This is a genomic window from Pseudomonas sp. RSB 5.4 (assembly GCF_037126175.1).
Taxonomy (GTDB): Bacteria; Pseudomonadota; Gammaproteobacteria; order Pseudomonadales; family Pseudomonadaceae; genus Aquipseudomonas; species Aquipseudomonas fluorescens_H.
In genome coordinates this window covers 575,801-598,381 of record NZ_CP146986.1, presented here as the reverse complement: position 1 = coordinate 598,381, position 22,581 = coordinate 575,801, and the positions used below count along the sequence as shown (strand labels likewise).

At 60.5% G+C, this 22,581-nt stretch carries 24 protein-coding genes; 11 read left to right on the top strand and 13 right to left on the bottom strand.

The annotated features are described in order from the left end of the window. Positions 1-56: 56 nt before the first annotated feature. Positions 57-566 (bottom strand): DUF1993 domain-containing protein, encoded by a 510-nt coding sequence (locus V9L13_RS02515; RefSeq protein ID WP_338801371.1) that lies wholly within the window; start codon positions 564-566, stop codon positions 57-59. Positions 567-691: 125 nt separating this feature from the next. Between V9L13_RS02515 and V9L13_RS02510 the strand changes: the two genes are divergently transcribed. Next, positions 692-1,336, top strand: coding sequence for a DUF480 domain-containing protein (locus V9L13_RS02510; RefSeq protein WP_003223608.1), 645 nt, complete (start codon positions 692-694; stop codon positions 1,334-1,336). A gap of 111 nt (positions 1,337-1,447) precedes the next feature. On the opposite strand, the gene V9L13_RS02505 is transcribed toward V9L13_RS02510, so the two are convergent. Beyond that, positions 1,448-1,966, bottom strand: a complete 519-nt coding sequence (locus tag V9L13_RS02505; RefSeq protein WP_338801369.1) for a cupin domain-containing protein — start codon at positions 1,964-1,966, stop codon at positions 1,448-1,450. Positions 1,967-2,153: 187 nt separating this feature from the next. Next, positions 2,154-2,972: a shikimate 5-dehydrogenase gene (locus V9L13_RS02500; RefSeq protein WP_003223606.1), complete on the bottom strand. Its 819-nt coding sequence runs from the start codon at positions 2,970-2,972 to the stop codon at positions 2,154-2,156. 256 nt (positions 2,973-3,228) lie between these two features. Here V9L13_RS02500 and V9L13_RS02495 point away from each other — a divergent pair, with 256 nt between their 5' ends. From V9L13_RS02495 to V9L13_RS02485, 3 genes are all read left to right on the top strand, one after another. Continuing rightward, positions 3,229-3,558: a hypothetical protein gene (locus V9L13_RS02495; protein WP_003223605.1), complete on the top strand. Its 330-nt coding sequence runs from the start codon at positions 3,229-3,231 to the stop codon at positions 3,556-3,558. A 250-nt stretch (positions 3,559-3,808) separates the two neighbouring features. Continuing rightward, on the top strand, positions 3,809-4,003 hold the full coding sequence (locus tag V9L13_RS02490; protein ID WP_003223604.1) for a hypothetical protein: 195 nt from the start codon (positions 3,809-3,811) through the stop codon (positions 4,001-4,003). Positions 4,004-4,105: 102 nt separating this feature from the next. Beyond that, entirely contained in the window at positions 4,106-4,288 is a 183-nt protein-coding gene (locus tag V9L13_RS02485) for a hypothetical protein (RefSeq protein WP_258679342.1), read from the top strand. Here V9L13_RS02485 and V9L13_RS02480 read toward each other — a convergent pair. Then, positions 4,285-5,346: an AI-2E family transporter gene (locus V9L13_RS02480; protein WP_338801368.1), complete on the bottom strand. Its 1,062-nt coding sequence runs from the start codon at positions 5,344-5,346 to the stop codon at positions 4,285-4,287. The genes V9L13_RS02485 and V9L13_RS02480 overlap by 4 nt on opposite strands. Before the next feature lie 110 nt (positions 5,347-5,456). Beyond that, entirely contained in the window at positions 5,457-6,074 is a 618-nt protein-coding gene (locus tag V9L13_RS02475; protein ID WP_247868469.1) for a cysteine hydrolase, read from the bottom strand. Positions 6,075-6,348: 274 nt separating this feature from the next. Here V9L13_RS02475 and yegQ point away from each other — a divergent pair, with 274 nt between their 5' ends. Next, on the top strand, positions 6,349-7,683 hold the full coding sequence (gene yegQ / locus V9L13_RS02470; RefSeq protein ID WP_338801367.1) for a tRNA 5-hydroxyuridine modification protein YegQ: 1,335 nt from the start codon (positions 6,349-6,351) through the stop codon (positions 7,681-7,683). 49 nt (positions 7,684-7,732) lie between these two features. On the opposite strand, the gene V9L13_RS02465 is transcribed toward yegQ, so the two are convergent. Beyond that, positions 7,733-8,596, bottom strand: a complete 864-nt coding sequence (locus V9L13_RS02465) for a LysR substrate-binding domain-containing protein (protein WP_338802823.1) — start codon at positions 8,594-8,596, stop codon at positions 7,733-7,735. A 101-nt stretch (positions 8,597-8,697) separates the two neighbouring features. On the opposite strand from V9L13_RS02465, the gene V9L13_RS02460 reads away from it, so the two are divergent. Continuing rightward, positions 8,698-9,591, top strand: a complete 894-nt coding sequence (locus V9L13_RS02460) for a DMT family transporter (protein WP_338801366.1) — start codon at positions 8,698-8,700, stop codon at positions 9,589-9,591. 178 nt (positions 9,592-9,769) lie between these two features. On the opposite strand, the gene V9L13_RS02455 is transcribed toward V9L13_RS02460, so the two are convergent. Next, complete coding sequence (locus V9L13_RS02455; RefSeq protein WP_003223599.1) at positions 9,770-10,000, bottom strand: hypothetical protein; 231 nt, start codon at positions 9,998-10,000, stop codon at positions 9,770-9,772. 385 nt (positions 10,001-10,385) lie between these two features. Then, on the bottom strand, positions 10,386-11,258 hold the full coding sequence (locus tag V9L13_RS02450) for a LysR family transcriptional regulator (RefSeq protein ID WP_045122372.1): 873 nt from the start codon (positions 11,256-11,258) through the stop codon (positions 10,386-10,388). Between the two features lie 160 nt (positions 11,259-11,418). Between V9L13_RS02450 and ampC the strand changes: the two genes are divergently transcribed. Then, a complete protein-coding gene (ampC, locus tag V9L13_RS02445) occupies positions 11,419-12,585 on the top strand; it encodes a class C beta-lactamase (protein ID WP_338801365.1) in 1,167 nt (388 codons plus the stop codon). A gap of 102 nt (positions 12,586-12,687) precedes the next feature. On the opposite strand, the gene V9L13_RS02440 is transcribed toward ampC, so the two are convergent. After that, the gene (locus V9L13_RS02440) at positions 12,688-13,260 is read right to left on the bottom strand and encodes a DUF4174 domain-containing protein (RefSeq protein WP_338801364.1); all 573 of its coding nucleotides are present in this window, start codon (positions 13,258-13,260) and stop codon (positions 12,688-12,690) included. Between the two features lie 209 nt (positions 13,261-13,469). On the opposite strand from V9L13_RS02440, the gene V9L13_RS02435 reads away from it, so the two are divergent. After that, a complete protein-coding gene (locus V9L13_RS02435; protein ID WP_338801363.1) occupies positions 13,470-13,943 on the top strand; it encodes a GNAT family N-acetyltransferase in 474 nt (157 codons plus the stop codon). Between the two features lie 68 nt (positions 13,944-14,011). On the opposite strand, the gene V9L13_RS02430 is transcribed toward V9L13_RS02435, so the two are convergent. The 3 genes from V9L13_RS02430 to V9L13_RS02420 all read right to left on the bottom strand — a co-directional run bounded on the left by V9L13_RS02430 (position 14,012) and on the right by V9L13_RS02420 (position 17,168). Then, the gene (locus tag V9L13_RS02430) at positions 14,012-14,797 is read right to left on the bottom strand and encodes a sulfite exporter TauE/SafE family protein (RefSeq protein ID WP_338801362.1); all 786 of its coding nucleotides are present in this window, start codon (positions 14,795-14,797) and stop codon (positions 14,012-14,014) included. Between the two features lie 230 nt (positions 14,798-15,027). Next, a complete protein-coding gene (locus V9L13_RS02425) occupies positions 15,028-16,242 on the bottom strand; it encodes an MFS transporter (RefSeq protein WP_338801361.1) in 1,215 nt (404 codons plus the stop codon). 176 nt (positions 16,243-16,418) lie between these two features. Continuing rightward, on the bottom strand, positions 16,419-17,168 hold the full coding sequence (locus V9L13_RS02420; protein ID WP_338801360.1) for a hypothetical protein: 750 nt from the start codon (positions 17,166-17,168) through the stop codon (positions 16,419-16,421). A 234-nt stretch (positions 17,169-17,402) separates the two neighbouring features. Between V9L13_RS02420 and V9L13_RS02415 the strand changes: the two genes are divergently transcribed. From V9L13_RS02415 to V9L13_RS02405, 3 genes are all read left to right on the top strand, one after another. Beyond that, on the top strand, positions 17,403-18,551 hold the full coding sequence (locus V9L13_RS02415; protein WP_338801359.1) for an aldose epimerase family protein: 1,149 nt from the start codon (positions 17,403-17,405) through the stop codon (positions 18,549-18,551). 179 nt (positions 18,552-18,730) lie between these two features. Beyond that, positions 18,731-19,552 (top strand): aldo/keto reductase, encoded by an 822-nt coding sequence (locus V9L13_RS02410; protein ID WP_338801358.1) that lies wholly within the window; start codon positions 18,731-18,733, stop codon positions 19,550-19,552. A 28-nt stretch (positions 19,553-19,580) separates the two neighbouring features. Beyond that, a complete protein-coding gene (locus V9L13_RS02405; RefSeq protein ID WP_338801357.1) occupies positions 19,581-20,051 on the top strand; it encodes a DUF1810 domain-containing protein in 471 nt (156 codons plus the stop codon). Here V9L13_RS02405 and V9L13_RS02400 read toward each other — a convergent pair. After that, positions 20,016-22,376, bottom strand: a complete 2,361-nt coding sequence (locus V9L13_RS02400) for a DNA polymerase II (protein WP_338801356.1) — start codon at positions 22,374-22,376, stop codon at positions 20,016-20,018. The two genes, V9L13_RS02405 and V9L13_RS02400, sit on opposite strands and share 36 nt — an antisense overlap. Positions 22,377-22,581: the final 205 nt, after the last annotated feature.

The following is a 22,581-nucleotide window of genomic DNA, read 5'->3' as shown; positions in this document are numbered from 1 at the left end:
AAACAAAAGCCCGCCAAGGCTTAAACCTTGGCGGGCTTTTTTTGTAACTGGGTGTTTTAGTAAGCGCCCATGTAATCGCGTTTACCCACTTCAACACCGTTATGACGCAGCAGGTCATAGGCAGTGGTCACGTGGAAGAAGAACTGCGGCAGACCGTAGCTCAGCAAGTAAGCCTGGCCGCTGAAGCGCTTCTCTTTCGGCGTGCCCGGACGGGTCACGATCTCGATGCCTTCCTTGCCGTTGATCTGCTCTGGCTTGATCTCGCCGATGTAAGCCAGGACCTTGGCGATCAGCGCCTGCAGCTCGGCGAAGGTGGTTTCGGTGTCGTCATATTTCGGGATTTCGACTTCGGCCAGACGCGAAGTAACGCCCTTAGCGAAGTCGACGGCGATCTGCACCTGATGCACCAGCGGGAACATGTCCGGGTACAGGCGTGCTTGCAGGAAGGCGTTCGGGTCGATGTTTTTCTCGGTGGCGTGGGCCTCAGCCTTTTTCAGGACATCGCTCAGGGCGTTGAGCATTTGTTGAAAAACCGGGACGGATGCGGCGTACAGGGAAATGGTCATGGCAGTCTCGTATGATGGCTGGGTGGAACGTGGAGGCGATTATAGCCATGCTTGATGACCACACGGCTTGCCTTTTGTTAGCCAAGGATTAGGCTAGGCGCCTTCGACTGCAGAGGGAACGCGCGATGACCACCGAACTTGAAACCACTACCGACGAACCACGGCTCAACGCCACGGAAATCCGCATTCTGGGTTCGTTGATCGAAAAACAGGCCACCAGCCCGGAAACCTACCCGCTGACCCTCAATGCACTGGTGCTGGCCTGCAATCAGAAAACCAGCCGTGAACCGGTGATGAACCTGACTCAAGGCCAGGTTGGCCAGAGCCTGCGGGCGCTGGAAAGCCACGGTTACGCCAAACTGGTCATGGGCAGTCGCGCCGATCGCTGGGAGCACAAGCTCGACAAGGCGCTGGAACTGGTGCCGGCCCAAGTGATTCTCACCGGTTTGATGTTCCTGCGTGGCCCGCAAACGGTCAATGAGCTGCTGACCCGCAGCGGCCGCATGCATGACTTCGAAGATGCCGAGCAGGTGGTGCATCAGCTTGAACGCCTGATCGCGCGCGGGCTGGCGGTGTTGATTCCGCGTCAGGCCGGTCAGCGTGAAGACCGCTACACCCATGCGCTGGGCGATCCGGCGGATATCGAGGCGATATTGGCGGCGCGACAGAATCCTGGGGAACGCTCTAGCGGCGGTGTTTCGGTTGAGCGCATCGAAGAACTGGAAGCGCGAATTGCAGCGCTGGAAGAGCGTCTGGCGCGCCTCGAATAATCACCACAATCCTATTGTGGGAGCGGGCTTGCTCGCGAAGAGGCCGTGTCAGTCACATCCCGGTGAATGACCCACCGCATTCGCGAGCAAGCCCGCTCCCACAGGGTCTATTTATTCACCCTCCCAGTAATCCACCCCGTCCGCCAGCCGCGCCACGGCAACAAAACCTGACGTATTGCCCTCGGCATCAACCTTGAAGTTGTCCATCACCGCGTATTTGTTGGAGTCCGGGTACTCACAGATATCCGGTTGCTGCTGGGTGCTGACCGCGAGGTAACGCAGCTCCGCGTCGCTGGTATTGATGATCTGATGCGCGGTTTCCGGGCCGCCCGGCGGGCAGGCAATCACGTCGCCTGCGCGGATTGGAAAGCGCTCGGCCCCCAGTCGCACCTCGCCCTCCCCGGCTACCACGTAGAACATCTCTTCGTTGACCCGATGGCTGTGAAACGGACTGCCGCGCATGCCCGGCGGCAGGGCATAGAGCCGATAACCGAGCTTCTGTGCGCCGAGATGCTGGCCGATGCGGGCCATGCGTTGTTGATAGCGGCCAGCGGTTTCGCCTTCCGGGGCCAGGGCTTCGGGCAGGGGTTCGAGTTCGACCTGGTGCAGGTTGAGGATGGGCGGATGCATGGTGGCGCCTCGATCAGGTTTTTGTGAGGGGCAAGTCTTGGCTTGCTGAGGCCGCAGTATAGGCAACCCGACTCACAACCGAGTCGCAGTCTTCGCGAGCAAGCCCGCTCCCACATTGAAATGCATTCCTCTGTGGGAGCGGGCTTGCTCGCGAAGGGGCCCGCTGGCTGAGCGCAAAACTCAATGATCAGCTGCGAGCAAACGCCACCGCCGCCGCAAACTGCTCCTCACTCGGCCGCACGCCCGTGTACAGCACAAACTGCTCCAGCGCCTGGATCGCAATGACCTCAAGCCCGGTGATGACCTTTTTACCCTCGGCCCGGCCCCGCACGATCAGCGGTGTCTCCGACGGAATCGCCACCACATCGAATACGGTCTCGGCAGCCTGGATCACTTCAGGCTCGAACGCCAGTTGCCCGGCCTCCGGGCCGCCGTCCATGCCCACCGGGGTGACGTTGATCAGCATCTGCGGCCGCTCTTCGCCCAGCTCCGCCTGCCAGCGATAGCCCAGCGAATCCGCCAACGCCCGTCCGGCACGCTCATTGCGCGCAACGATCAACCCATTCCTGTAACCACCATCGCGCAAGGCACTGGCCACCGCTTTGGCCATGCCGCCGCTGCCGCGCAGGGCGAACGTCGAATCCTTCGGCACCGCGTGGGTTTCCAGCAATTGCGCGATGGCGATGTAGTCGGTGTTGTAGGCCTTGAGGTGGCCGTTGGTGTTGACGATGGTGTTGATCGACTGGATCGCCGCCGCCGACGCATCCAGTTCATCGACCAGCGCGATGCACGCTTCTTTGAACGGCATCGACACACCGCAACCGCGAATCCCCAGCGCACGAATCCCGCCGACGGCCCCCGGCAGATCCTGACTGCTGAACGCCTTGTAATAGAAGTTCAGGCCCAACTGCTCATACAAATGGTTATGAAACCGCAGACCGAAGTTCCCGGGGCGCCCGGACAGGGACATGCACAGCTGGGTGTCTTTGTTGGGATTCATCTGCATGAAACTTCTCCTGAAAACCGACTTTCGGATGGACGGAGTTAGCCATTCCATCGTGTTGTGAACGATCATAAGCACTATCTGCAACGGGCTTCGCGAGGCTTTGGCCATACGGTAAAGAAGCCGGTACAGACCTTACACAAACTTTACCCAGACGCTGTGCTGATTTACAAAAACACGTTGTCTTAGAAGTATCCCCGCGATAGTCCTTGGGTCTAATTGCAGATTCAAGCGCCGGGTTGAATAACGAGGAATTATCATGATCCGTAAACTTCCTGTCTTAGCTTTGCTGATCGGTGCATTGGCTGTTACCGGACAGGCGCAAGCCGGTGGTTACTATTATCACGGTCACGGCGGCTGCTGCTGGGGCGGCGGACACGCTGGCTGGGTTGGTCCGGCCGCTGTCGGTGCAGTGTTGGGCGCAGTGGTAGCGGGTTCGGTGATGTCCTCACCGCGCACGGTTTACGTACAGCAACCGGTGTATGTACAACCGCAGCCGGTTTACGCACCGCCACCGGTCTACTACCAGCCACCACCTCCACCGGTTTACTACCAGCCACCGGGCTATTACGTTCAGCCTCGCTACTAAGGCCGACGTTTGTAGCGTACAGGCTGTAAATGAAACAGGCTCCGCCGCAAGGCGGGGCCTGTTTTCGTTCGGGTATGTCTGAATAAATCTTGCGAAGGTCGCTACCAGGACAATGCTGGCGACTAGAATCGGCATGATGAATACAGCGCCCTTTCCTGATGCTGAGGAAAACGGTCATCTATTTGTCATGACGGAGCCGCAATCTGAATCCGTCCGTAAACAACAGGTTGATAACAACAAGGACGACGATATGCCTACACAAAACCCGCATCGCATTGTCGGTTTATGCACCTCAGGCAAGGTGTACAACACGCTGACTGAGCTCAAGCACCTGGAAGGCCACCGCTGCGCCAAGTTTCTTTCGCTGCTGGCGGAGCATCTGGTGCACAAGGGCTTGCTCAATGAGCGCGAAGTGGTGCACATGCTCGACCAGGTTGTCGATTGAAACAGCCCTCACTGTTATCAATGACCACTATCGAAAGCGTTGATTGTCCCTGAGCGCAGCGAATCCCTAAGGTAGCTCCACAGATTGATGGAGGTACTTGTCATGGCTCAGGTTCAAATCATGTCGGTAGTTGGCAGCGCTGTTCCCGCCTCGCTCAGAGCGTCGGGATTGCTCGCCTGCTGGTATCTGGTGCGCGATGGCGAGCCGATCAGCGGCCCGCTCACTTCGCTGCCCGCGGCGCAGGCCCTGTCGCAGAAAATCGTCAGCCGCCCATTCCACGCTTAAGGCAACTGGACTTTCGGTTTGGTCTCGATGAACAACGCCCAACTGGACATGAACAGCGCCGCGATCAGCGGCCCGATCACGAAACCGTTGAGGCCGAACACCGCCAGACCGCCGAGGGTCGAGATCAGGATCATGTAATCCGGCATGCGCGTGTCCTTGCCGACCAGAATCGGACGCAGCACGTTGTCCACCAGGCCGATCACGAACACCCCGAACAGCCCTAGCACTACGCCCTGCCAGATCATCCCGCTGAGCAGGAAGTACACCGCCACCGGCGCCCAGACGATCCCCGCGCCCACCGCCGGTAATAGTGACAGAAAGCCCATCAGCACCGCCCACAGCAACGCGCTGGGAATGTCGAGAAACCAGAAAATCGCCCCACCCAATGCCCCTTGAGTGACCGCCACCACCAGGTTGCCCTTCACCGTCGCGCGTACCACCCGATTGAATTTCAACTGCAAACGGCGTTTGTGATTCTCTTCCAGCGGTACCGCGGTGCGAATCTTGCGCACCAGCTCGGCGCCATCGCGCAGAAAGAAAAACAGCAGGTACAGCATGATGCCGAAGCTGACCACGAACTCGAACGTACCCTGACCGAAACTGAACGCCTGACTGGCCAGCACCTGACTGCCCTGCATCGACGCCTTGACGATTTTCTCGCGCAGACCATTGAGTTCGCCCATGCCAAAGCGATCGAGCAGATGCTGGAAGTACGGCGGCAGGCTGTGTTTGAACTGCGCAATATAGGCGCCGATGTCCAGTTGGCCACTTTCGATGTTGGTGTACAGCGTCGCGCCTTCCTGGACCAACAACACGCTGAGGATGATCACCGGCAAAATCGCGATCACCAGACAAATGCCCAGGGTGCATAGAGAAGTCAGATTGCGTTGCCAGCCGAACTTTTGCTGCAACCGGCGCTGCATCGGCGCAAACAGGATGCCGAGGATCACCGCCCAGAACACCGCGCCGTAGAACGGCAGCAGAATCCAGATGAAAGCGACCGTCACCAACAGCAACAGCACGGTGAGGGATTTGAATTGCAGGTTTTTTTCGTTCATGTCCGATCCATGTCAGTCAGGCGTCTCGCACGCCCCGAACCTTAGTCAGCCGGGACGCGCGCGAGTGCCATCTTTGTTCATGGAGCATAGTTGCCGATCACGGCCAGCATTCAGCGCACCGGCAGCTTGACGATCTGCTCGGTGGTCATGACGTCACCGAAGGTGTCTTCCACTTCCGCCAGTGCAGCTTGGTGCAGGGAATCCTTGTCGATGGACGAGCCATTGACGCGGGTAATCGCACGGGTGGCCGAGGCGTCGGAGGCGACGATCACGTTGTAACCCAGCGGCGCAGCATCCCGCGCGGCGCCGGCGACGCAGGCGTGAGTCATCAGACCGGAAATGATCAGCGTATTGATGCCGGCCTTCTTCAGGCGCTCGTCAAGGTCGGTGCTGGCAAATACGCTGACCGTGGTCTTTTGCAGAACCACGTCTTGCGGGCGTGGCTGCATGTCCTTGTGAAATTTAACGGTCTCGCCATCGATGGCAAATACCGGCGAGCCAGCCGGCGCGACGTGCTGCACGTGATACACCGGGATCTTGTGGCTGTCGGCGAAGCTGATCAGCTCACGGGTTTTCGCCAGAGCGGCGGCACCGTCCGGGATCGGCATCCGGCCACTGAAATATTCATTCTGGAAATCGATCACCACCAGTGCGGATTTGCCGGCCGGCAAATGATCGGCCGGTGTGGCGCCGGACATCGCACGAATGGTCGGGTGGCTGTCAGCCATGGCCCCGGTGCTGGCCAAGACACCGGAAAATGCACAAGCGGTGAGAAAGCGACGAGTAAAGTTCTGCATGGGAGAGTCCTGCTTCGGTTGATTTGATGAGCGAATGTTAAGCAGCCACCGTCGCACCGAACACAGTGAAACCGACACATATTTTGTGCAGGATCTACACAAATGAGCCGCACAGGTCAGTCTCGCTGACTCAAACGTAGATCCAGATCAATAAACCGCGATTGCCACTGCACTACCCTGCCGCGCTTTTGCGACCGATGCCGCCATGAAGCCAGAACTCCCCCTCGCCGCCCCGGAACTGCTCGCCCCTGCCGGCACCCTGAAGAACATGCGCTACGCCTTCGCCTACGGTGCCGATGCGGTTTACGCCGGGCAGCCGCGCTACAGCCTGCGGGTGCGCAACAACGAATTCGACCACGCCAACCTCGCCCTCGGCATTCGCGAAGCGCAGACCCAGGGCAAGCGCTTCTATGTTGTGGTCAACATCGCCCCGCACAACGCCAAACTGAAGACCTTCCTCAAGGATCTGGCACCGGTGATCGAGATGGCACCGGACGCACTGATCATGTCCGATCCGGGATTGATCATGCTGGTGCGCCGGCACTTCCCGCAGATGCCGATCCACCTCTCGGTGCAGGCCAACACGGTGAACTGGGCGAGTGTCGAGTTCTGGCAGCAACAGGGGCTGAGCCGGATCATCCTGTCGCGGGAGCTGTCGCTGGAAGAAATCGGCGAAATCCGCGGACAGGTGCCAGGCATGGAACTGGAAGTGTTCGTCCACGGCGCGCTGTGCATGGCTTACTCCGGGCGCTGCCTGCTGTCGGGCTATATGAACAAGCGCGACGCCAATCAGGGCACCTGCACCAACGCCTGCCGCTGGAAATATTCGGCGCAGGCGGCCACCGAAAATCAACTCGGCGAGATCGTGCAGACCTTCCAGCCCGAGCCGACCCTCGGTATCGGCGCGCCGACCGATCAGGTGTTCCTGCTACAGGAAGCCAATCGGCCCGATGAGTTGATGCCGGCTTTTGAGGACGAGCACGGCACTTACATCATGAACGCCAAGGATCTGCGCGCCGTGCAGCACGTCGAACGCCTGACGCGCATGGGCGTGCATTCGCTGAAGATCGAGGGCCGGACCAAATCGCACTTCTATTGCGCGCGCACCACTCAGGTCTATCGCCGGGCAATCGACGACGCGATGGCCGGGCGCGAGTTTGATCGCAGCCTGATGACCGATCTGGAATCACTGGCCCAGCGCGGCTACACCGAAGGTTTCCTGCGCCGCCATGTGCATGACGAATACCAGAATTATCAGAACGGCAGCTCGGTGTCGGAGCGTCAGCAGTTCGTTGGCGAACTCACCGGCGAGCGCCGCGACCGGTTGGCCGAGGTCAAGGTGAAGAACCGCTTTGCCCTCGGCGATCATCTGGAACTGATGACGCCCAAGGGCAATTTCCACTTCGCTCTGCACCAGTTGCAGAATGCCAAGGGGGAGGCGATTGAAGTCGCCCCCGGCGACGGGCACACGGTTTACTTGCCGATTCCGGATGCGGTGGATTTGCGCTTTGGCCTGCTGATGCGCGACCTGACTCCCTGACCCCCTCCCCTGCGGCAGCTCCTACACAGGGAATGTGGGCGTAACGGAGTCAGAGGAATTCCTCGCGCAACATCTCCACAAAAGCCTCACGCGCCGGGTGCACCCCGGCGTTTTCATGCCAGTAAAACAGGTTGTCGATCGCCGTCAGCTCGGGAAACTCATAGCCCACGCATCCAGCGCCTTTGGCGTATTGCTCGAACACGCCTTTAGGCACCAATGCCACGCCGGCGCCAGCACTCACGCAACCGACAATCGCCCCGTAACTGGCCAGGCTGACAATCGGCAGCGCCTGCCCCTGACGCAACAGCCAGTGCTCCAGCGCCGCCCGATACGGGCAACCCTGCGGCCACATGAACACGGTTTTATCCTGCAAGTCGTGGATGTCACGCACCGGGCCGAACGACGTCGAAGCAATCAACAGCAGCTCCTCGCGGTACATCGGCGTGCGTTTGAGTTGCGCGCGCTCGACGTCCACCGCGACGATGGCGCCGTCGAGGCGATGGCTGACGGTGTCGTCGAGCAATTGGCCCCAGGTGCCAGTGGTCAACTCCAGCGCCACCTGCGGATAGCGCTGGTGAAACTTGGCCAACAGGCGCGGCAAACGCCCGGTGGCCGAGGACTCGATCGCGCCGATACGCAGCGGGCCGGACGGTTCGGCGGCGGGATCCACCGCGCGCTTGGCTTCGGCGGTCAGCGCCAGAATCCGCTCGGCATACGCCAGGAACGTCTGCCCCGCCGGGCTGATCCGCAGCCCGCGCCCCTCGCGCAGAAACAGCGCCACACCGAGTTCCGCCTCCAGCGCCTTGATCCGTGCGGTGATGTTCGACGGCACACAAAACAATTTTTCAGCGGCGCGGGCAATGCTGCCCTCGTCGGCCACGGTCTTGAACATGCGGATCTGCGCCAGCTCCATACTCATCACTCAAAGTGAACATTCAGCGCAGTATAAGTCAGTTGTGGAGACTTGTTCGCCGCCCGGATACTCGGCGCATCAACCCTTGCGGTGCGCCGATCATGCCGTCTCCTTCTCCCTTGAAAATCATTCTGGCCATGACCTTCGTGATCAGTTGCTGGGCCTATTCGCCGACCGGCATTCACATCGGCCTGCAGGCGTACGACCCCGGACATCTGGCGTTGCTGCGGTTTCTCCTGGCGTCGTTGTTCATGGCCGTGATCGCGGCGTTCAATGGCATTCGCCTGCCGCAACGACGCGACGTGCCGCTGTTGTTCGCCCTGGGATTTTTTGCCGTCAGCCTGCATCACGTGGCGCTGAACATCGGCCAGCAAAGCGTCAGTGCCGGCGCCTCCAGCGTACTGGCGCAGTCGAGCCCGCTGTTCAGTACGCTGCTGGCGCGTTACGTGTTCAAGGATCAGGTCAGTGTCTGGCGTTGGGGCTGCGTGTTGCTGGGACTGGTCGGCGTTGTGATCGTGGTCAGTGCCGATCGGGGCCTGGGGCAGATCGACGCGCATGGTTTGCTGATCCTGCTGGCAGCGCTGTCATGGAGCATTTATTTCGCCCTGCAAAAACATCACGCCCGACGTTATGACGGCTTTAGTCTGGCCTGTTATGCAGTGTGGTCGGGGACGCTGCTATTGCTGATTTATCTGCCGGGGCTGGGTGCGGCGGTAGTCAAAGCACCGCTTCGAGTGCAGTGGGCGGTGCTGGCGCTAGGGGTATTTCCCAGTGCACTGGCCTATCTGGCCTGGGGCTTTGTGCTCAGGCATGTGGATTTGAGCCGGGCGACGATGACGCTTTATCTGATACCGCCGACGGCGATGGGGATTGCTTCAGTGGGCCTCGGCGAGCAGCCGGCGCTGATGGTTCTGATTGGCGCGGCCGTGGTGTTGATCAGTGTGCTGGCGTTGAATCTGGAGCGGCGGGTGGTAGCGCGCACAATAGAAGTCTGATCATTGACCTTCAGCGACATTGTGACCGCCATCGCTGGCAAGCCAGCTCCCACAGGACAGGCGATATGAGACCACCGACCACTGTGGGAGTGGGCTTGCCCGCGATGAGGCCCGCCTGCACAACACAAACGCCAACTGAGACCGACAAAAAAACCGGCACCAAGGCCGGTTTTTTTCACTACCTGCGATCATCCGACAACGGCGTCGGCTCATCTGCCGGCGGCACATCATCGGCAGCCGGCGGATCCTTCCAGTCTTCCGGCCGATCGGCATCACTCAGCGGATCACGCCCCGGGCTCATGCCCGGCGGCGCATCGTGATCGGCCAGCGTCGGCTCGTCCGTGCCGGGCACCGGACGGGTTGGATCGGTCGGCAGCACACCACCCTGAAACAGCAAATCATTAGCCATGACACACCTCACCGAGGAGGTCCGGAAAATCCGGGCCATACAGCTTGGAAGCGTGCCTCTAAACGACGTGCTATCGAGCAGACCAACGGCAATCAGCCTTGAGCACTGAAACGGTCGCGGCTGTTGGTCAGGTGCAGCCACATGGCCGCGCGCGCGGCATCATCGCCACCGACTGGCACGGGATGACAGCGTGGCGATGCAGTTTTTGATTCCGGGATGGACGTTCGATACCAAGCGGCCGTGTCTGGTGCGCTGACATTCTCAAGCTCACCGTACTTCAAATGTGGGAGCGGGCTTGCTCGCGAAAGCGGAGTGTCATTCAACTCAAATATTGACTGACACGCAGCCTTCGCGAGCAAGCCCGCTCCCACAGGGGGGATTTGTATCAGGCAGAGATTTGTAGCAGCCAGTTTTTGAACGCCGTCATCGCTGCCGTCTCCGGCCGCGACTGCAAGCGCGTCAGCCAATAACTGCCGGTGGTGATTTCAATCGCAAACGGCTGGCGAATCACGTCCGCCGCCAGTTGCCGGGCGAACATCAGCGGCGGCGCCAAGGCCACCCCGCTGCCCTGCAGCGCCGCTTCCATCATCGCCAGCGACGAATCGAACACAATGCTCTGCGGCGGTGCCGCGTGGGTGGCCAGGCCGGCGGCGTGAAACCACTCCGGCCACTCATCGGTGCGATAGGAACGCAGCAAGCGTTGTTGCAGCAGATCGCCCGGGGTGTGCAGCTGCCGGGCAATTTCCGGTACGCACAGTACCGATAGTGGAGCGTCGAGCAGACGCGTTGCCTCGATGCCATGCCACGCTCCGGCGCCAAAACGAATCGCGTAATCCAGACCTTCGGCGGCGACGTCGACACGATTGTTGTTGGTCGACAGCCGCAAATCTATGAGCGGATGTTTCGCCTGGAAGTCTGCCAGTCGCGGCAGCAGCCAACCGACCGCAAAGGTTCCTACGGCGCCCACGGTCAACATTTCCCGATACTGACCGCCGGCCAGCCGCTCGAGCATCTGCGCGATATGATCGAACGACGTGGTCAACACCGGCAGCAGGGTTTCCCCTTCACTGGTCAGCATCAGCCCACGGGGCAGGCGTTTGAACAGGGTGACATTGAGCTGCGCTTCAAGGCTTTTGACCTGATGGCTCACCGCCGCCTGGGTCACGCACAGTTCCACGGCGGCGCGGGTAAAGCTCAGATGCCGTGCCGAGGCTTCGAACGCGCGCAGTGCATTGAGCGGCAATTGAGGTCGAATCATGCCCAGTCCCAAATTTTTCTAATGGCTCATGCGAAATATCATCGTTTGTCGACGAGTGCCAGACTGCCTAAATTGTCGGCGCTGATCAGCTGCCCAACATTGCAATTGCCCGCAGTCTAGCGGGATAACACCCTCAACACTCATGGAGAGTGGTTCATTTATGTCATTCATCAATCCGAGCAACGTCATTTCCTGCAGCGCTTTCGGCCTGTTTTTCGGCGCCGCAGCGTGCATGGCTGCCACGCCCAGCGACGAGCAACTGCAAGCCCTGGTGAACAAATCCGTCACCCCGGTGATGCAGCAGCAGAACATCCCCGGCCTCGCCGTGGCCATCACCGTCAACGGCCAGCCGCATTACTTTAATTACGGCGTCGCCGCCAAGGATACCGGGCAGAAAGTCAGCGAAAACACCCTATTCGAAATCGGCTCGGTGAGCAAAACCTTCGCCGCGACCCTGGCCGGCTATGCGCAGGCGACGGGCAAACTGGACCTGTCGACCAAGGCCAGCCAGATCTGGCCAGAACTCAAGGGCAGCGCCTTCGATGGCATCAGCGTGCTGCAACTGGGCACCTACAGCGCCGGCGGCCTGCCGCTGCAATTCCCTGACGAGTGGGACTCGGCGGACAAGATGCTCGGCTACTACCAACAGTGGAAACCGAGCTTCCCGGCCGGTAGCCAGCGCCTGTATTCCAACCCGAGCCTGGGCCTGTTCGGTTATCTGGCCGCCAAGACCCTCGGTCAGCCATATGATCAGGTGATGAGCGAAACCCTGCTGCCGAAACTCGGCCTCAAGCAAACCTTCATCCATGTGCCCGCGTCCGAAGCCAAGCTTTACGCCCAAGGTTACGACAAGAAAGACCAACCGGTTCGGGTCACTCCAGGCGCACTGGATTCCGAAGCCTACGGTATTAAAACCAGTGCTGCGGATCTGCTGCGGTATGTCGAGGCCAACCTGAAACCGGCCAGCCTTGAAGCGCCACTGCAAAAAGCTATCGCCGCGACCCACACCGGTTACTACACCGTTGGCGACATGACCCAAGGTCTGGGCTGGGAGCGTTACGCCTACCCGATCAGCCTCGATAAATTGCAGAACGGCAACTCGACGCCGATGGCCATGGAAGCGCATAAGGTCAAATGGCTGGCCTCGCCACAGCCTGAACCGGCCAACGTGCTCTACAACAAAACTGGCGCGACCGGAGGCTTCGGCGCCTATGTGGCGTTTGTGCCGTCGAAGGATCTGGGCATCGTGATCCTGGCGAACAAGAATTACCCGAATGCGGAACGGGTGAAGATTGCCCACGAAATATTCAGCGCCCTGACTGACTGATATTGAAACTGTGGCGAGGAGATTTATCCCCTCTCCACAAACGGGCAATAAAAATGGGCAACCCTGCAGAGGTCGCCCATTTTTTTGATTCAGGCCATGCCGTCAATCATCCGGCATTTCCGGCGGCTTGCTCGGTTTCGCGGGTTTGGTTGGCTTGGCGCCCTTCTCGCCTTTCTTGGCTGCCGGTTCGGCGGCAGTGGCCTTGGTATCGGCGACCGTTGGTACGGTGATGTCTTTCTCGCTGGCCGGCAGCGCATCAACCGTGTCGAAGATTTTCTTCAGGTCTACCGACTTCGCTTCATCGCCCGAGGCCGAAAGTTTGATTTCGCCGTCCTTGCCGATCAGGAACACTTTCGGGTACGCGCCGGCACCGAGTTTCAGCGAACGCAGCAAAGCCATGGTGTCTTGCTGGCCGAGGTCTTTGCCATCGAGCTGACCGGCCATATTGAGGATGGTGTAGACCTTGATGTTGCGATCAGTCACACCTTTCTTGCTCGCCGGATCGTCCAGCGATTTTTTCAGCCCCACCCACACCGGGTCGACGGTGCTTTGTGCGATTACGATCAGCGGTCGGGCCCGTCCCATATCCCCGGCTATGGGCGAGTCGTTGTCAGCGGCGAACAAGGGGCCGGCAATCGCCAGCAAGAGTGTCAGGGTCAGTGACCTGATGAGCATGCGCATCTCCTTTTGATATCCACGCTCTAATGATTGCGCATCGTGGCGATTGTTCCGGGGTCGTGCCCGGCAAATATGTTTCGCCTTGTCAGAAGCTTAGGTCAGCCCCGTCATTGCGCAACCGCATCGGCGTAATCGTGACGCGGATTTGATTACCTTTTATGAGCGCATTAGGGTGGCCGTTCTGCTCACGAAATGGAGTTCACCCCATGCACATCGACTACCTGTGCGATCACCCGCATTTGATTGAGGAACTGGCCGAACTCAATTTCAAGGAATGGGGCGAGTTCCGTCCCGGCGACACCCTTGCAGCCCGCACCGAACGGATGCGCGCCGCCTGCGGCAAAGGTGCAATTCCCAGCGTGGTGGTGGCCATTGAAGACGGCAGATTGCTCGGTGGCGCGCTGTTGATCGACAGCGACATGAAGATCCGTCCCCAACTGACGCCATGGCTGGCGGGCGTCTACGTAAAATCGGAAGAACGCGGGCGCGGGATTGCTTCGCAGCTGGTCAACAGGATCGTCGATGAAGCGGCGGCGTTGGGGGTGGCCGAGTTGTATCTGTACACCGACGCGGCGCAGTCGCTGTATGCGCGGCTGGGATGGGAGGTGGTCGAGGATCTGGTTTACGAAGAACTGCCGGTGACCGTCATGAAATTCAACATCATTCATACCCCAGTGTAGGAGCTGCCGCAGGCTGCGATCTTTTGATTTTGAAGGTCAAAAGATCGCAGCCTGCGGCAGCTCCTACATCAGAACGCCAGTTTGTAACCGATCAACAGCAGCATGGTCGCCAGGCACGGGCGCAGCAATTCATCGGAAATGCGCCCGGTCAGGTGGCTGCCGAGCCAGATGCCCGGCAGCGAACCCATCAGCAGGAAGCCCAGCACGCCCCAATCCATGTTGCCCATGCTCGCATGCCCCAGCCCCGCAACGAGGGTCAGCGGTACGGCGTGGGCGATTTCGGTGCCGACCAGACGCCGGGTCGGCAACAGCGGGTAGAGGATGAACAGCGCGACCGTGCCCAAGGCGCCGGCGCCGATTGAAGTCAGGGCGACCATGGTGCCGAGGATCAGGCCGGTGATCACCGTCATCACATTCAGGCGCGCGCCGCTCGGGTTGTAGTTGCCGCCAGCGCGTTTGTGGGCGAATTCGAGGAGGCGCTTCTTGAACAGAATCGCCAGCGCGGTGGCGAAAAGCACCCAACCCAAGGCTTGTTTGATGATTGCGTTCATTGCGTCGGGCGCGGTGTGCAGACTGCTGAGAAACCACAAGGTCATTGCCACCGCTGGCACGCTGCCGAGGGTCAGCCAACCGGTGATGGCCCAGTCGATGTTGTCGTTTTTCTTGTGCACCAGCACGCCACTGGATTTGGTAATGGCTGCATACAGCAGGTCAGTGCCCACCGCTGTTGCCGGGTTGATGCCGAACCACAGCAGGATCGGCGTCATCAAGGAACCACCGCCGACACCGGTCATGCCGACAATAAAACCTACCACCAGCCCGGCAATCACCAGGCCGAAATTTGCCAATTCCATTAAGACGTCCAGAAAAAACGACAGGAAAAATCTGGCCCGCAGCATAGCGATTTTTCATATAACCACATATATCAATGCGGTCTATCGTTATGCCTTCCAGCCACACCGCCTTTATCTGAGTGGGAGCGGGCTTGCTCGCGAAGACGGTGAGTCATTCACGTAGATGTCGACTGACACGCCCTTTTCGCGAGCAAGCCCGCTCCCACAGGGGTTATAGGGTGCCAGGTAGATCAATGCACGCGCCGGCCCGGTTTGAAACTGTGATGACGGTTGATCCACACCGTCGCCAGCGCAATCAGCGACAGGATCAACAGCGCCCACGGGAACGACATCGCCCCCGCCCGATCCAGCAGCAGCCCGCCAAACAGACCGCCGCCGGCAATCGCCACGTTCCAGGAGGTGGTGAGCATCGCCTGCACCACGTCCACATGCTCGCCAGCCGAATCCGCTGCTGCCGTCAGCAGCAACGTCGCCGAGCCACCAAACGACAAGCCCCACACGGCCATGCAGGTGTAGATCAGCCACGGCGACGGTGACATCAGCGCCAGCACCAGGGCGGTCACGGCAAACACCGCGAGGCTGATCAGGGTCAGCCAGCGCAACCAGCGATCCACCAGCAGGCCGATGATCCAGATCCCGACCAGCGAACACAGACCAAACACCAGCAGCACCAGATCGACCCGCTCGGCCAGCCCGGCCTGCATCAGGAACGGCGCAATGTAGGTGTAGAGAATGTTGTGCCCGAGCATCCAGGTCAGCACCACGAACAGCACCGGCCGTACGCCCGGCAGACGCAGCGATTGCAGCAGCGGCAGGCGTTCGGCGCTGGTCTGGCCCGGACGATCGGGCACCGCCAGCACGATCCACGCCGCCAACACCAATGCCAGCGCCGACATGATCCCGAACGAAGCGCGCCAACCGATCAGGTTGCCCAGCCAAGTCCCCGCCGGTGTGCCCAGCGACAGTGCCACTGGGGTGCCGAGCATGGCGATCGCCAACGCCCGCCCCTGTTGATGCGCCGGCACGATCCCGCGGGCGTAACCGGCCATGATCCCCCATGACAGGCCAGCTGCCATCCCGGCTAGAAACCGCGAAGCGAGGGTCAGACCGTAATGGCTGGAGAACGTGGTGATGGTGTTGAACACCAGGAAACCGCCGACCGTCATCAGCAGCACCCGCCGCCGTGGCCAGCCCCGGGTGGCGACGGTCAGCGGAATCGCCGCGACGATCGAGCCCAGCGCATACAGCGTCACCAGTTGCCCGGCGAGCACTTCGCTGACCCCAAGCCCGGCGCCGATTTGCGGCAGCAGCCCGGCGGGCAGGGTTTCGGTGAGGATGGCGATAAAGCCGGTCATGGCGAACGCCAGCAACGCGGCATAGGGCAGTTTTTCTGCACGGGTGGCGTGGTCGAGGCGGGTGAATTCGGTGCTTGCGGAGTCGGTCATGACAGGTGCAGCTCCCTTTGGATCAATAGTAGCGATGGATTGTATACAAAAACCCCACTCACAATTTGATCAATGTGGGAGTGAGCCTGCTCGCGAATGCGCTGGATCTATCAGAGATTCAGCGCCTGGCAGATCGCTTTCGCGAGCAGGCTCGCTCCCACATTGGATCTCCGCACTTACTGCACCGGCAGGAAATTCAGGAACAGCAGGCTCTGCGCGTAATTCAGGCCGATGCGCCGGTAGCGCTCGTCGAGCATCTGCGTCAGCAAGTCGAGGCGCGCGACGATCTTGCCGAATTCGGTGGCGAAACTGAGGTTGCTACCCTCCTCCGAGATTTCGTTGGAGAACAGCAAGGGCTGGCCTTCCTTGTTCTGGCGCTGGGACAGAATCCACGTGGCTTTCTCGATGTTGCGCGCGGCGTTGTGGACGAAGGTCGGGTTGATCGCATCGGTCATGTAGAACTCGACGCGATTGCCATGGGCGGTGACCAGCATGCTGCCGATGGCATAGATGAAGGCGCCGACCCGATCCCCGAGAAACTCCGGACTCATCGCATAGCTGAGCGCCGCCAGATCTTTGCGCCCGCCCAACACCGGTAACGGTTGCTGCTGCTCGACGGCCAAGCGCACCTGTTTCACCGCCGTGTTGATGTCGAGGAAGCCCGACTTGCGCAGTTCTTCCGGGTTACGCAAATACAGCTTGCCCATCAGGCGATAAAGGCTGTTGAGGTTGTCGCGCATCGCCAACGTGGCCATGCGATCGACGCTGGTCTGCAGGAATTCCTGCGGTTGACCGTCACGCATCTGAGCGATGAAACCGTTGCCGGTCTGGTGCGTGCAACCGCTGACAAACAGCGACGACAGACAGGCCAGCAACAGGCACGGGCGGCGAACGAATCGGGCGATCGGGGGAAAAACTCTCGGCATGAATTCTCGAACAGGCACATTCCTGCGCGGCGGGCGTCGCCGCATCCTGGCCATGGATAGAGCCGTCGAATCCGGAAAAGTGCAGCGCTGGCACGATTTCCCGACCTTCGGCAACTATTTAGTATGACTTTATATTTGAACTAAACCTTTAACCGGCTATAAATTCTGACTCAACCCACAATTAGCATGACTATTACCCTGTTTTGAAAACAACAACAAAAAGGAAGGTCAACCATGCTTCAATCACGTCACCTGCTCTCCGGCCTCGGACTGTCCCTGATGATCGCCACCCTCTCCGCCAACGCGGCCGGCCTCAGCGCCGAACACAAAGCCTTCGGCAAAACCAATGACGGCACGCCCGTCGAGCAATACATTCTGCGCAACAGCCACGGCATGCAGGCGACCGTCATCACCTACGGCGCCACCCTGCAATCGCTGCTGGTACCGGACAAACACGGCAAAGCCGCTGACGTGGTGCTCGGTTTCGACGATGTCCAGGGTTACCAGAAAGGCACGGCGTATTTCGGCGCGACTATCGGCCGTTTCGGCAATCGCCTGGCCGACGGTGCATTCGAACTCGACGGCAAGCGCTATCAGGTGCCGCAGAACGACAAGTCCAACGCCTTGCATGGCGGCACTGTGGGCTTTGACAAAAGGGTCTGGAAAGCCGAGCCCGTCACAGACAAGGATTCGGTCGGCGTGACCCTGACCTACCTGTCGGCGGACGGCGAAATGGGCTTCCCCGGCAACCTCACCACGCAAGTGACCTATCGCCTGACCGACAGCAACGAACTGCGCATCGAGTACAAGGCCAGCACCGATAAACCGACAGTGCTCAACCTGACCAACCACAGCTACTTCAACCTCGTCGGCGCCGGCAATGGCGACGTGTTGAAACAAGTCGCGACCCTGCACGCCAGCCGCTATACCCCGGTCACGGCCAAGCTGATCCCGACCGGCGAACTGGCACCCGTGGCCGGTACGCCGATGGACTTCACCAAGCCCACCGCGATCGGCACGCACATCAAGGCCGATCACCCGCAGTTGAAATTCGCCGAACCGAAACAGGGCGGCTTCGATTTCAACTGGGTGCTGGATACCAAAGGCGATGTGAGCAAGGTCGCCGCTGAAGTCAGCGATCCGCAGTCCGGGCGGCATTTGCAGCTGTTCACCAGCGAGCCGGGGGTGCAGTTTTACACCAGCAACTTCCTCGACGGCACGGTCAAGGGCAAGGGTGGCAAGGTCTATCCGCACTGGGGCGCGTTTACCTTGGAGACTCAGCATTATCCGGACTCGCCGAATCAGCCGGATTTCCCAAGTACGCGTCTCGATCCGGGGCAGACTTACAACCACAGCGTGGTGTTGAAGTTCTCCGCTAAATGACACTTGCCTTGTGGTGAGGGGATTTATCCCCGATGGGTTGCGCAGCAACCCTGCTTCTTGGGGGCGCTGCGCGCCCATCGGGGATAAATCCCCTCGCCACAGGTTCATCGCCCTCCATTGGAACCCCTGCGCTATCCTGCTGCCCACTAAGGTATCGACCATCAGCACAGGAGGTTTGAATGCGTACCCTCGAACTGGCAGGCGTGCAGGTTCCAGTGATTGGCCAGGGCACTTGGCGCATGGGCGAAGATCGCTCGGCGCACCCGCGTGAAGTGTCCGCGCTGCGCCAAGGCATCGAACTGGGCATGACCCTCATCGACACGGCGGAAATGTACGCCGAGGGCGGTGCCGAAAGCGTGGTCGGCGAAGCGATTGCCGGTCTGCGCGATCAGGTGTTTCTGGTGAGCAAGGTCTACCCGCACAACGCCAGCCGCAAAGGCATCCCCCAAGCCTGTGAGCGCAGCCTGCGCCGGCTCGACACCGATTACATCGACCTCTATCTACTGCATTGGCGCGGCCAGTATCCGCTGGATGAAACCGTCGAAGCGTTCGAACGCCTGCGCGAGGACGGCAAGATCGGCCGCTGGGGCGTGTCGAATTTCGACGTCGATGACCTCGAAGAGCTGGCCAATCCTGCCTGCGCCACCAATCAGGTGCTGTACAACCTGGAAGAGCGCGGCGTCGAATTCGACTTGCTGCCATGGTGCCAACAACAGCGTATGCCGTTGATGGCGTACTGCCCGATCGGTCAGGGCGGCGCGATGCTCGCCGAACCGGTGCTCAAGCAGATTGCCGCTCGTCACAACGTGACCCCGGCACAGGTTTCACTGGCGTGGATTCTGCGTCAGGATGGTGTGATTGCGATTCCCAAGGCTGTGCGACCGGAACACGTGCAACTCAATGCACAAGCGGCGCAGTTGCAACTGGATGCCGGGGATCTGGCGGCGCTGGACCAGGTATTTAAAGCGCCACAACGCAAGCAGCGGCTGGCGATGGTCTGAGTCGCTGCCGGCTGGCGAGGGCTTCGTCATGAGAAGCACTGATCAGTGCGACCCGTTCAATCTTCAGCGTTTCGTCCAGGCCCAGGATCCGGTATTCGAACGGATCCAGCGTGAACTCGGTGAGGGGCGCAAGCGCAGCCACTGGATGTGGTTTGTGTTTCCGCAGTTTGCCGGGCTGGGCGGCAGCGAAATGTCCCGGCGCTTCGCCATTCAGTCTGCCGAGGAAGCCGAGGCTTACCTGGACCATGACCTGCTCGGCGCTCGACTGCGCACCTGCACGCAGCTGGTGCTGAACATCCGTCAGCGCTCGATTGCCGAGATTTTCGGCCACCCCGATGACCTGAAGTTTCACTCCTCGATGACGCTGTTTGCCCAGTTTGGCGCCGAGGACAGTCTGTTCAATCAGGCACTCGAACGTTACTTCCACGGCATCCTCGACGAATGGACCCTGCAACTGCTGGACTCAAAACAGGCCCAGTTGCCCCCCGATCAGGGTTGAAAAATCGTCGTCGACAAACGGCAGAATCGCATCGGCCACCGGTTGCAGCTGGCGGGTGATGTAGTGGTCGTAGTCAATGGCGGCGCGGCGCACTTCCAGCGGTTCCGGCCCGGCCAGGGTGATCACGTAACTGATCCAGCCACCGTTCTGATACTGCCGCGGGCGCCCGTGCTGTGCGTTGTAATCGTCGGCCAGCCGCGCCGCGCGCACATGCGGCGGTACGTTGCGTTCGTAGTCATCGAGCGTGCGGCGCAGGCGCTTGCGGTAGACCAGTCGCTCATCGAATTCGCCGGCCAGGGTCTTGCGCACGTAATCGCGCACATAATCCTGATACGGCTTGCGCTGGAAGATCCGCTCGTACAGTTCCTGCTGGAATTGTCGGGCCAGCAGCGACCAGTCGGTGCGCACTGTTTCCAGGCCCTTGTAGACCATTTCTTCACTGCCGTCGGCGCGGCTCACCAGTCCGGCGTAGCGCTTTTTGCTGCCCTCCTCGGCGCCGCGAATGGTCGGCATCAGAAAACGTTTGTAGTGCGTTTCGTACTGCAATTCGAGGGCACTTTGCAGGCCGTACTCCTCGCGCACATGCTCGCGCCACCAGTCGTTGACGTGCTTGACCAGCGCCTGACCGATCTGCGCCGCTTCCTCCTGCCCGTGCGGACGGCGCAGCCAGACGAAGGTCGAGTCGGTGTCGCCATAGATCACTGCGTGGCCCTGCGCTTCGATGAGCTGACGGGTGCGCAGCATGATCTCGTGGCCGCGCAGGGTGATCGACGACGCCAGACGCGTATCGAAAAACCGGCAACCGCTGGAACCGAGCACGCCGTAGAAGGCGTTCATGATGATTTTCAACGCCTGCGACAGCGGCGCGTTGTGCTCGCGCTTGGCGGTCTCGCGGCCCTCGGCGACCCGCGCGACAATTGACGGCAGGCAATGCCGGGTGCGCGAAAATCGGGCGCCCCGAAACCCCGGCACTGAATCGGCATCGTCCGGGTGTTGCAGGCCTTCGATCAGGCCCACCGGGTCGATCAGAAAGGTGCGGATGATCGACGGATACAGGCTCTTGTAATCGAGCACCAGCACCGACTCGTAGAGGCCCGGTTGCGAATCCATGACGAAGCCGCCCGGGCTGGCCTGCGGCGGATTGGTACCCAGGTTCGGCGCAACGAAACCCTGGCGGTGCATCAGCGGCATGTAAAGGTGAGTGAACGCCGCCACCGAGCCACCGCTGCGATCCGCCGGCAGCCCGGTAACGCTGGCGCGTTCGAGGAGAAACGTCAGCAACTCGGTCTTGGCGAAGATCCGCGTGACCAGCTCACAGTCCTTGAGGTTGTACTTGGCCAGCGCCGGTTTGTCCTCGGCGAACATGCGGTTGATCTCGTCCATGCGCTGGTACGGGTTGTCGATCGCCTTGCCCTCGCCGAGCAGGGTCTGCGCGACGTTTTCCAGGCTGAACGAGGGAAAACTCCAGGTCGCCGAACGCAGCGATTCAATGCCGTCGATGATCAGCCGCCCCGCCGCCGAGGCAAAGTAGTGCGTGCGGCTACCGTGTTCGCGCCACTGCATCTCTTCGCCGCCGCGCCCGATTTTCAGCGGCACGCCGAGGCGCCGCGCATGTTCGTGGAGGATGCGCAGGTCGAACTGCACGACGTTCCAGCCGATGATTGCGTCGGGATCGTGGCGGGCGAACCAGTCGTTGAGTTTCTTCAGGATCACGGTGCGCGAGTCGCAGTATTCGAGATCGAAGTCGACGATGCTGGCATCGCCATTTGGCGCGCCGAGCATGTACACCTGACGCTGGCCGCAACCTTCCAAAGCAATGGAATACAGTTCGCCGGTTTCGGTGGTTTCGATGTCCAGCGAGACCAGGCGCAGTTTGGGCCGGTATTTGGGATCGGGCTTCAGTTGGGCGTTGAGCAAGACGCCGTCGGCATCGGCAGTGCCGCTGAACAGCACCGGCGCGGTGATGAAGCGCTCCATCAGGTAGCGTTCCGGCGGGCGCACGTCGGCTTCATAAACGTCGACACCGGCGCGGTTGAGCGCGGTTTCCAGGCGCAGCAACTGGCCGTGTTGCTGACAATACAGGCCCAGCACCGGGCGATGCTCGAAATCCTGCAGGGCCAGCGGGCGCAGTTCGACGTTCTTTTCGTCGTGCAGCAGGCGTTCGGCTGCTTCGCGTTGTACGGCGGGGATAAACGCCACCGAAGTCTGCGGCGCCAGGCGCACACGGCGCGGCCCGGCGTCGGTCGCCAGCCAGAACTCGACTTCGGTACCGACCGGGGTATCGCGCCAGTGCCGGGTCAGGACGAAGCCCTGCTGTAAATCCACCACTGCAACCTCAGGAATTGAATCAGAGGGGCATTCTACGCTGCCCTTCAAGCGATAACCCCATTCCCTGTGGTGAGGGAGCTTGCTCCCGCTCGGCTGCGCAGCAGTCGTAAAACCAGGCAATGCGGTGCATCAGGCAAACCGGATTCTCAGGGTTTGGGCCTGCTACGCAGTCCAGCGGGAGCAAGCTCCCTCGCCACAGGGT

What these genes read in the sequence shown, in the direction of transcription:
- V9L13_RS02440 (WP_338801364.1), bottom strand. Translation starts at nt 13,260, where the DNA reads ATGCTCATCAGGTCACTGACCCTGACACTCTTGCTGGCGATTGCCGGC.
- V9L13_RS02455 (WP_003223599.1), bottom strand. Translation starts at nt 10,000, where the DNA reads ATGGCTAATGATTTGCTGTTTCAGGGTGGTGTGCTGCCGACCGATCCA.
- V9L13_RS02515 (WP_338801371.1), bottom strand. Translation starts at nt 566, where the DNA reads ATGACCATTTCCCTGTACGCCGCATCCGTCCCGGTTTTTCAACAAATG.
- V9L13_RS02405 (WP_338801357.1), top strand. Translation starts at nt 19,581, where the DNA reads ATGAGAAGCACTGATCAGTGCGACCCGTTCAATCTTCAGCGTTTCGTC.
- V9L13_RS02500 (WP_003223606.1), bottom strand. Translation starts at nt 2,972, where the DNA reads ATGCAGATGAATCCCAACAAAGACACCCAGCTGTGCATGTCCCTGTCC.
- V9L13_RS02425 (WP_338801361.1), bottom strand. Translation starts at nt 16,242, where the DNA reads ATGACCGACTCCGCAAGCACCGAATTCACCCGCCTCGACCACGCCACC.
- ampC (WP_338801365.1), top strand. Translation starts at nt 11,419, where the DNA reads ATGTCATTCATCAATCCGAGCAACGTCATTTCCTGCAGCGCTTTCGGC.
- V9L13_RS02510 (WP_003223608.1), top strand. Translation starts at nt 692, where the DNA reads ATGACCACCGAACTTGAAACCACTACCGACGAACCACGGCTCAACGCC.
- yegQ (WP_338801367.1), top strand. Translation starts at nt 6,349, where the DNA reads ATGAAGCCAGAACTCCCCCTCGCCGCCCCGGAACTGCTCGCCCCTGCC.
- V9L13_RS02415 (WP_338801359.1), top strand. Translation starts at nt 17,403, where the DNA reads ATGCTTCAATCACGTCACCTGCTCTCCGGCCTCGGACTGTCCCTGATG.
- V9L13_RS02495 (WP_003223605.1), top strand. Translation starts at nt 3,229, where the DNA reads ATGATCCGTAAACTTCCTGTCTTAGCTTTGCTGATCGGTGCATTGGCT.
- V9L13_RS02420 (WP_338801360.1), bottom strand. Translation starts at nt 17,168, where the DNA reads ATGCCGAGAGTTTTTCCCCCGATCGCCCGATTCGTTCGCCGCCCGTGC.
- V9L13_RS02505 (WP_338801369.1), bottom strand. Translation starts at nt 1,966, where the DNA reads ATGCATCCGCCCATCCTCAACCTGCACCAGGTCGAACTCGAACCCCTG.
- V9L13_RS02450 (WP_045122372.1), bottom strand. Translation starts at nt 11,258, where the DNA reads ATGATTCGACCTCAATTGCCGCTCAATGCACTGCGCGCGTTCGAAGCC.
- V9L13_RS02490 (WP_003223604.1), top strand. Translation starts at nt 3,809, where the DNA reads ATGCCTACACAAAACCCGCATCGCATTGTCGGTTTATGCACCTCAGGC.
- V9L13_RS02460 (WP_338801366.1), top strand. Translation starts at nt 8,698, where the DNA reads ATGCCGTCTCCTTCTCCCTTGAAAATCATTCTGGCCATGACCTTCGTG.
- V9L13_RS02435 (WP_338801363.1), top strand. Translation starts at nt 13,470, where the DNA reads ATGCACATCGACTACCTGTGCGATCACCCGCATTTGATTGAGGAACTG.
- V9L13_RS02475 (WP_247868469.1), bottom strand. Translation starts at nt 6,074, where the DNA reads ATGGCTGACAGCCACCCGACCATTCGTGCGATGTCCGGCGCCACACCG.
- V9L13_RS02410 (WP_338801358.1), top strand. Translation starts at nt 18,731, where the DNA reads ATGCGTACCCTCGAACTGGCAGGCGTGCAGGTTCCAGTGATTGGCCAG.
- V9L13_RS02480 (WP_338801368.1), bottom strand. Translation starts at nt 5,346, where the DNA reads ATGAACGAAAAAAACCTGCAATTCAAATCCCTCACCGTGCTGTTGCTG.
- V9L13_RS02430 (WP_338801362.1), bottom strand. Translation starts at nt 14,797, where the DNA reads ATGGAATTGGCAAATTTCGGCCTGGTGATTGCCGGGCTGGTGGTAGGT.
- V9L13_RS02465 (WP_338802823.1), bottom strand. Translation starts at nt 8,596, where the DNA reads ATGGAGCTGGCGCAGATCCGCATGTTCAAGACCGTGGCCGACGAGGGC.
- V9L13_RS02485 (WP_258679342.1), top strand. Translation starts at nt 4,106, where the DNA reads ATGGCTCAGGTTCAAATCATGTCGGTAGTTGGCAGCGCTGTTCCCGCC.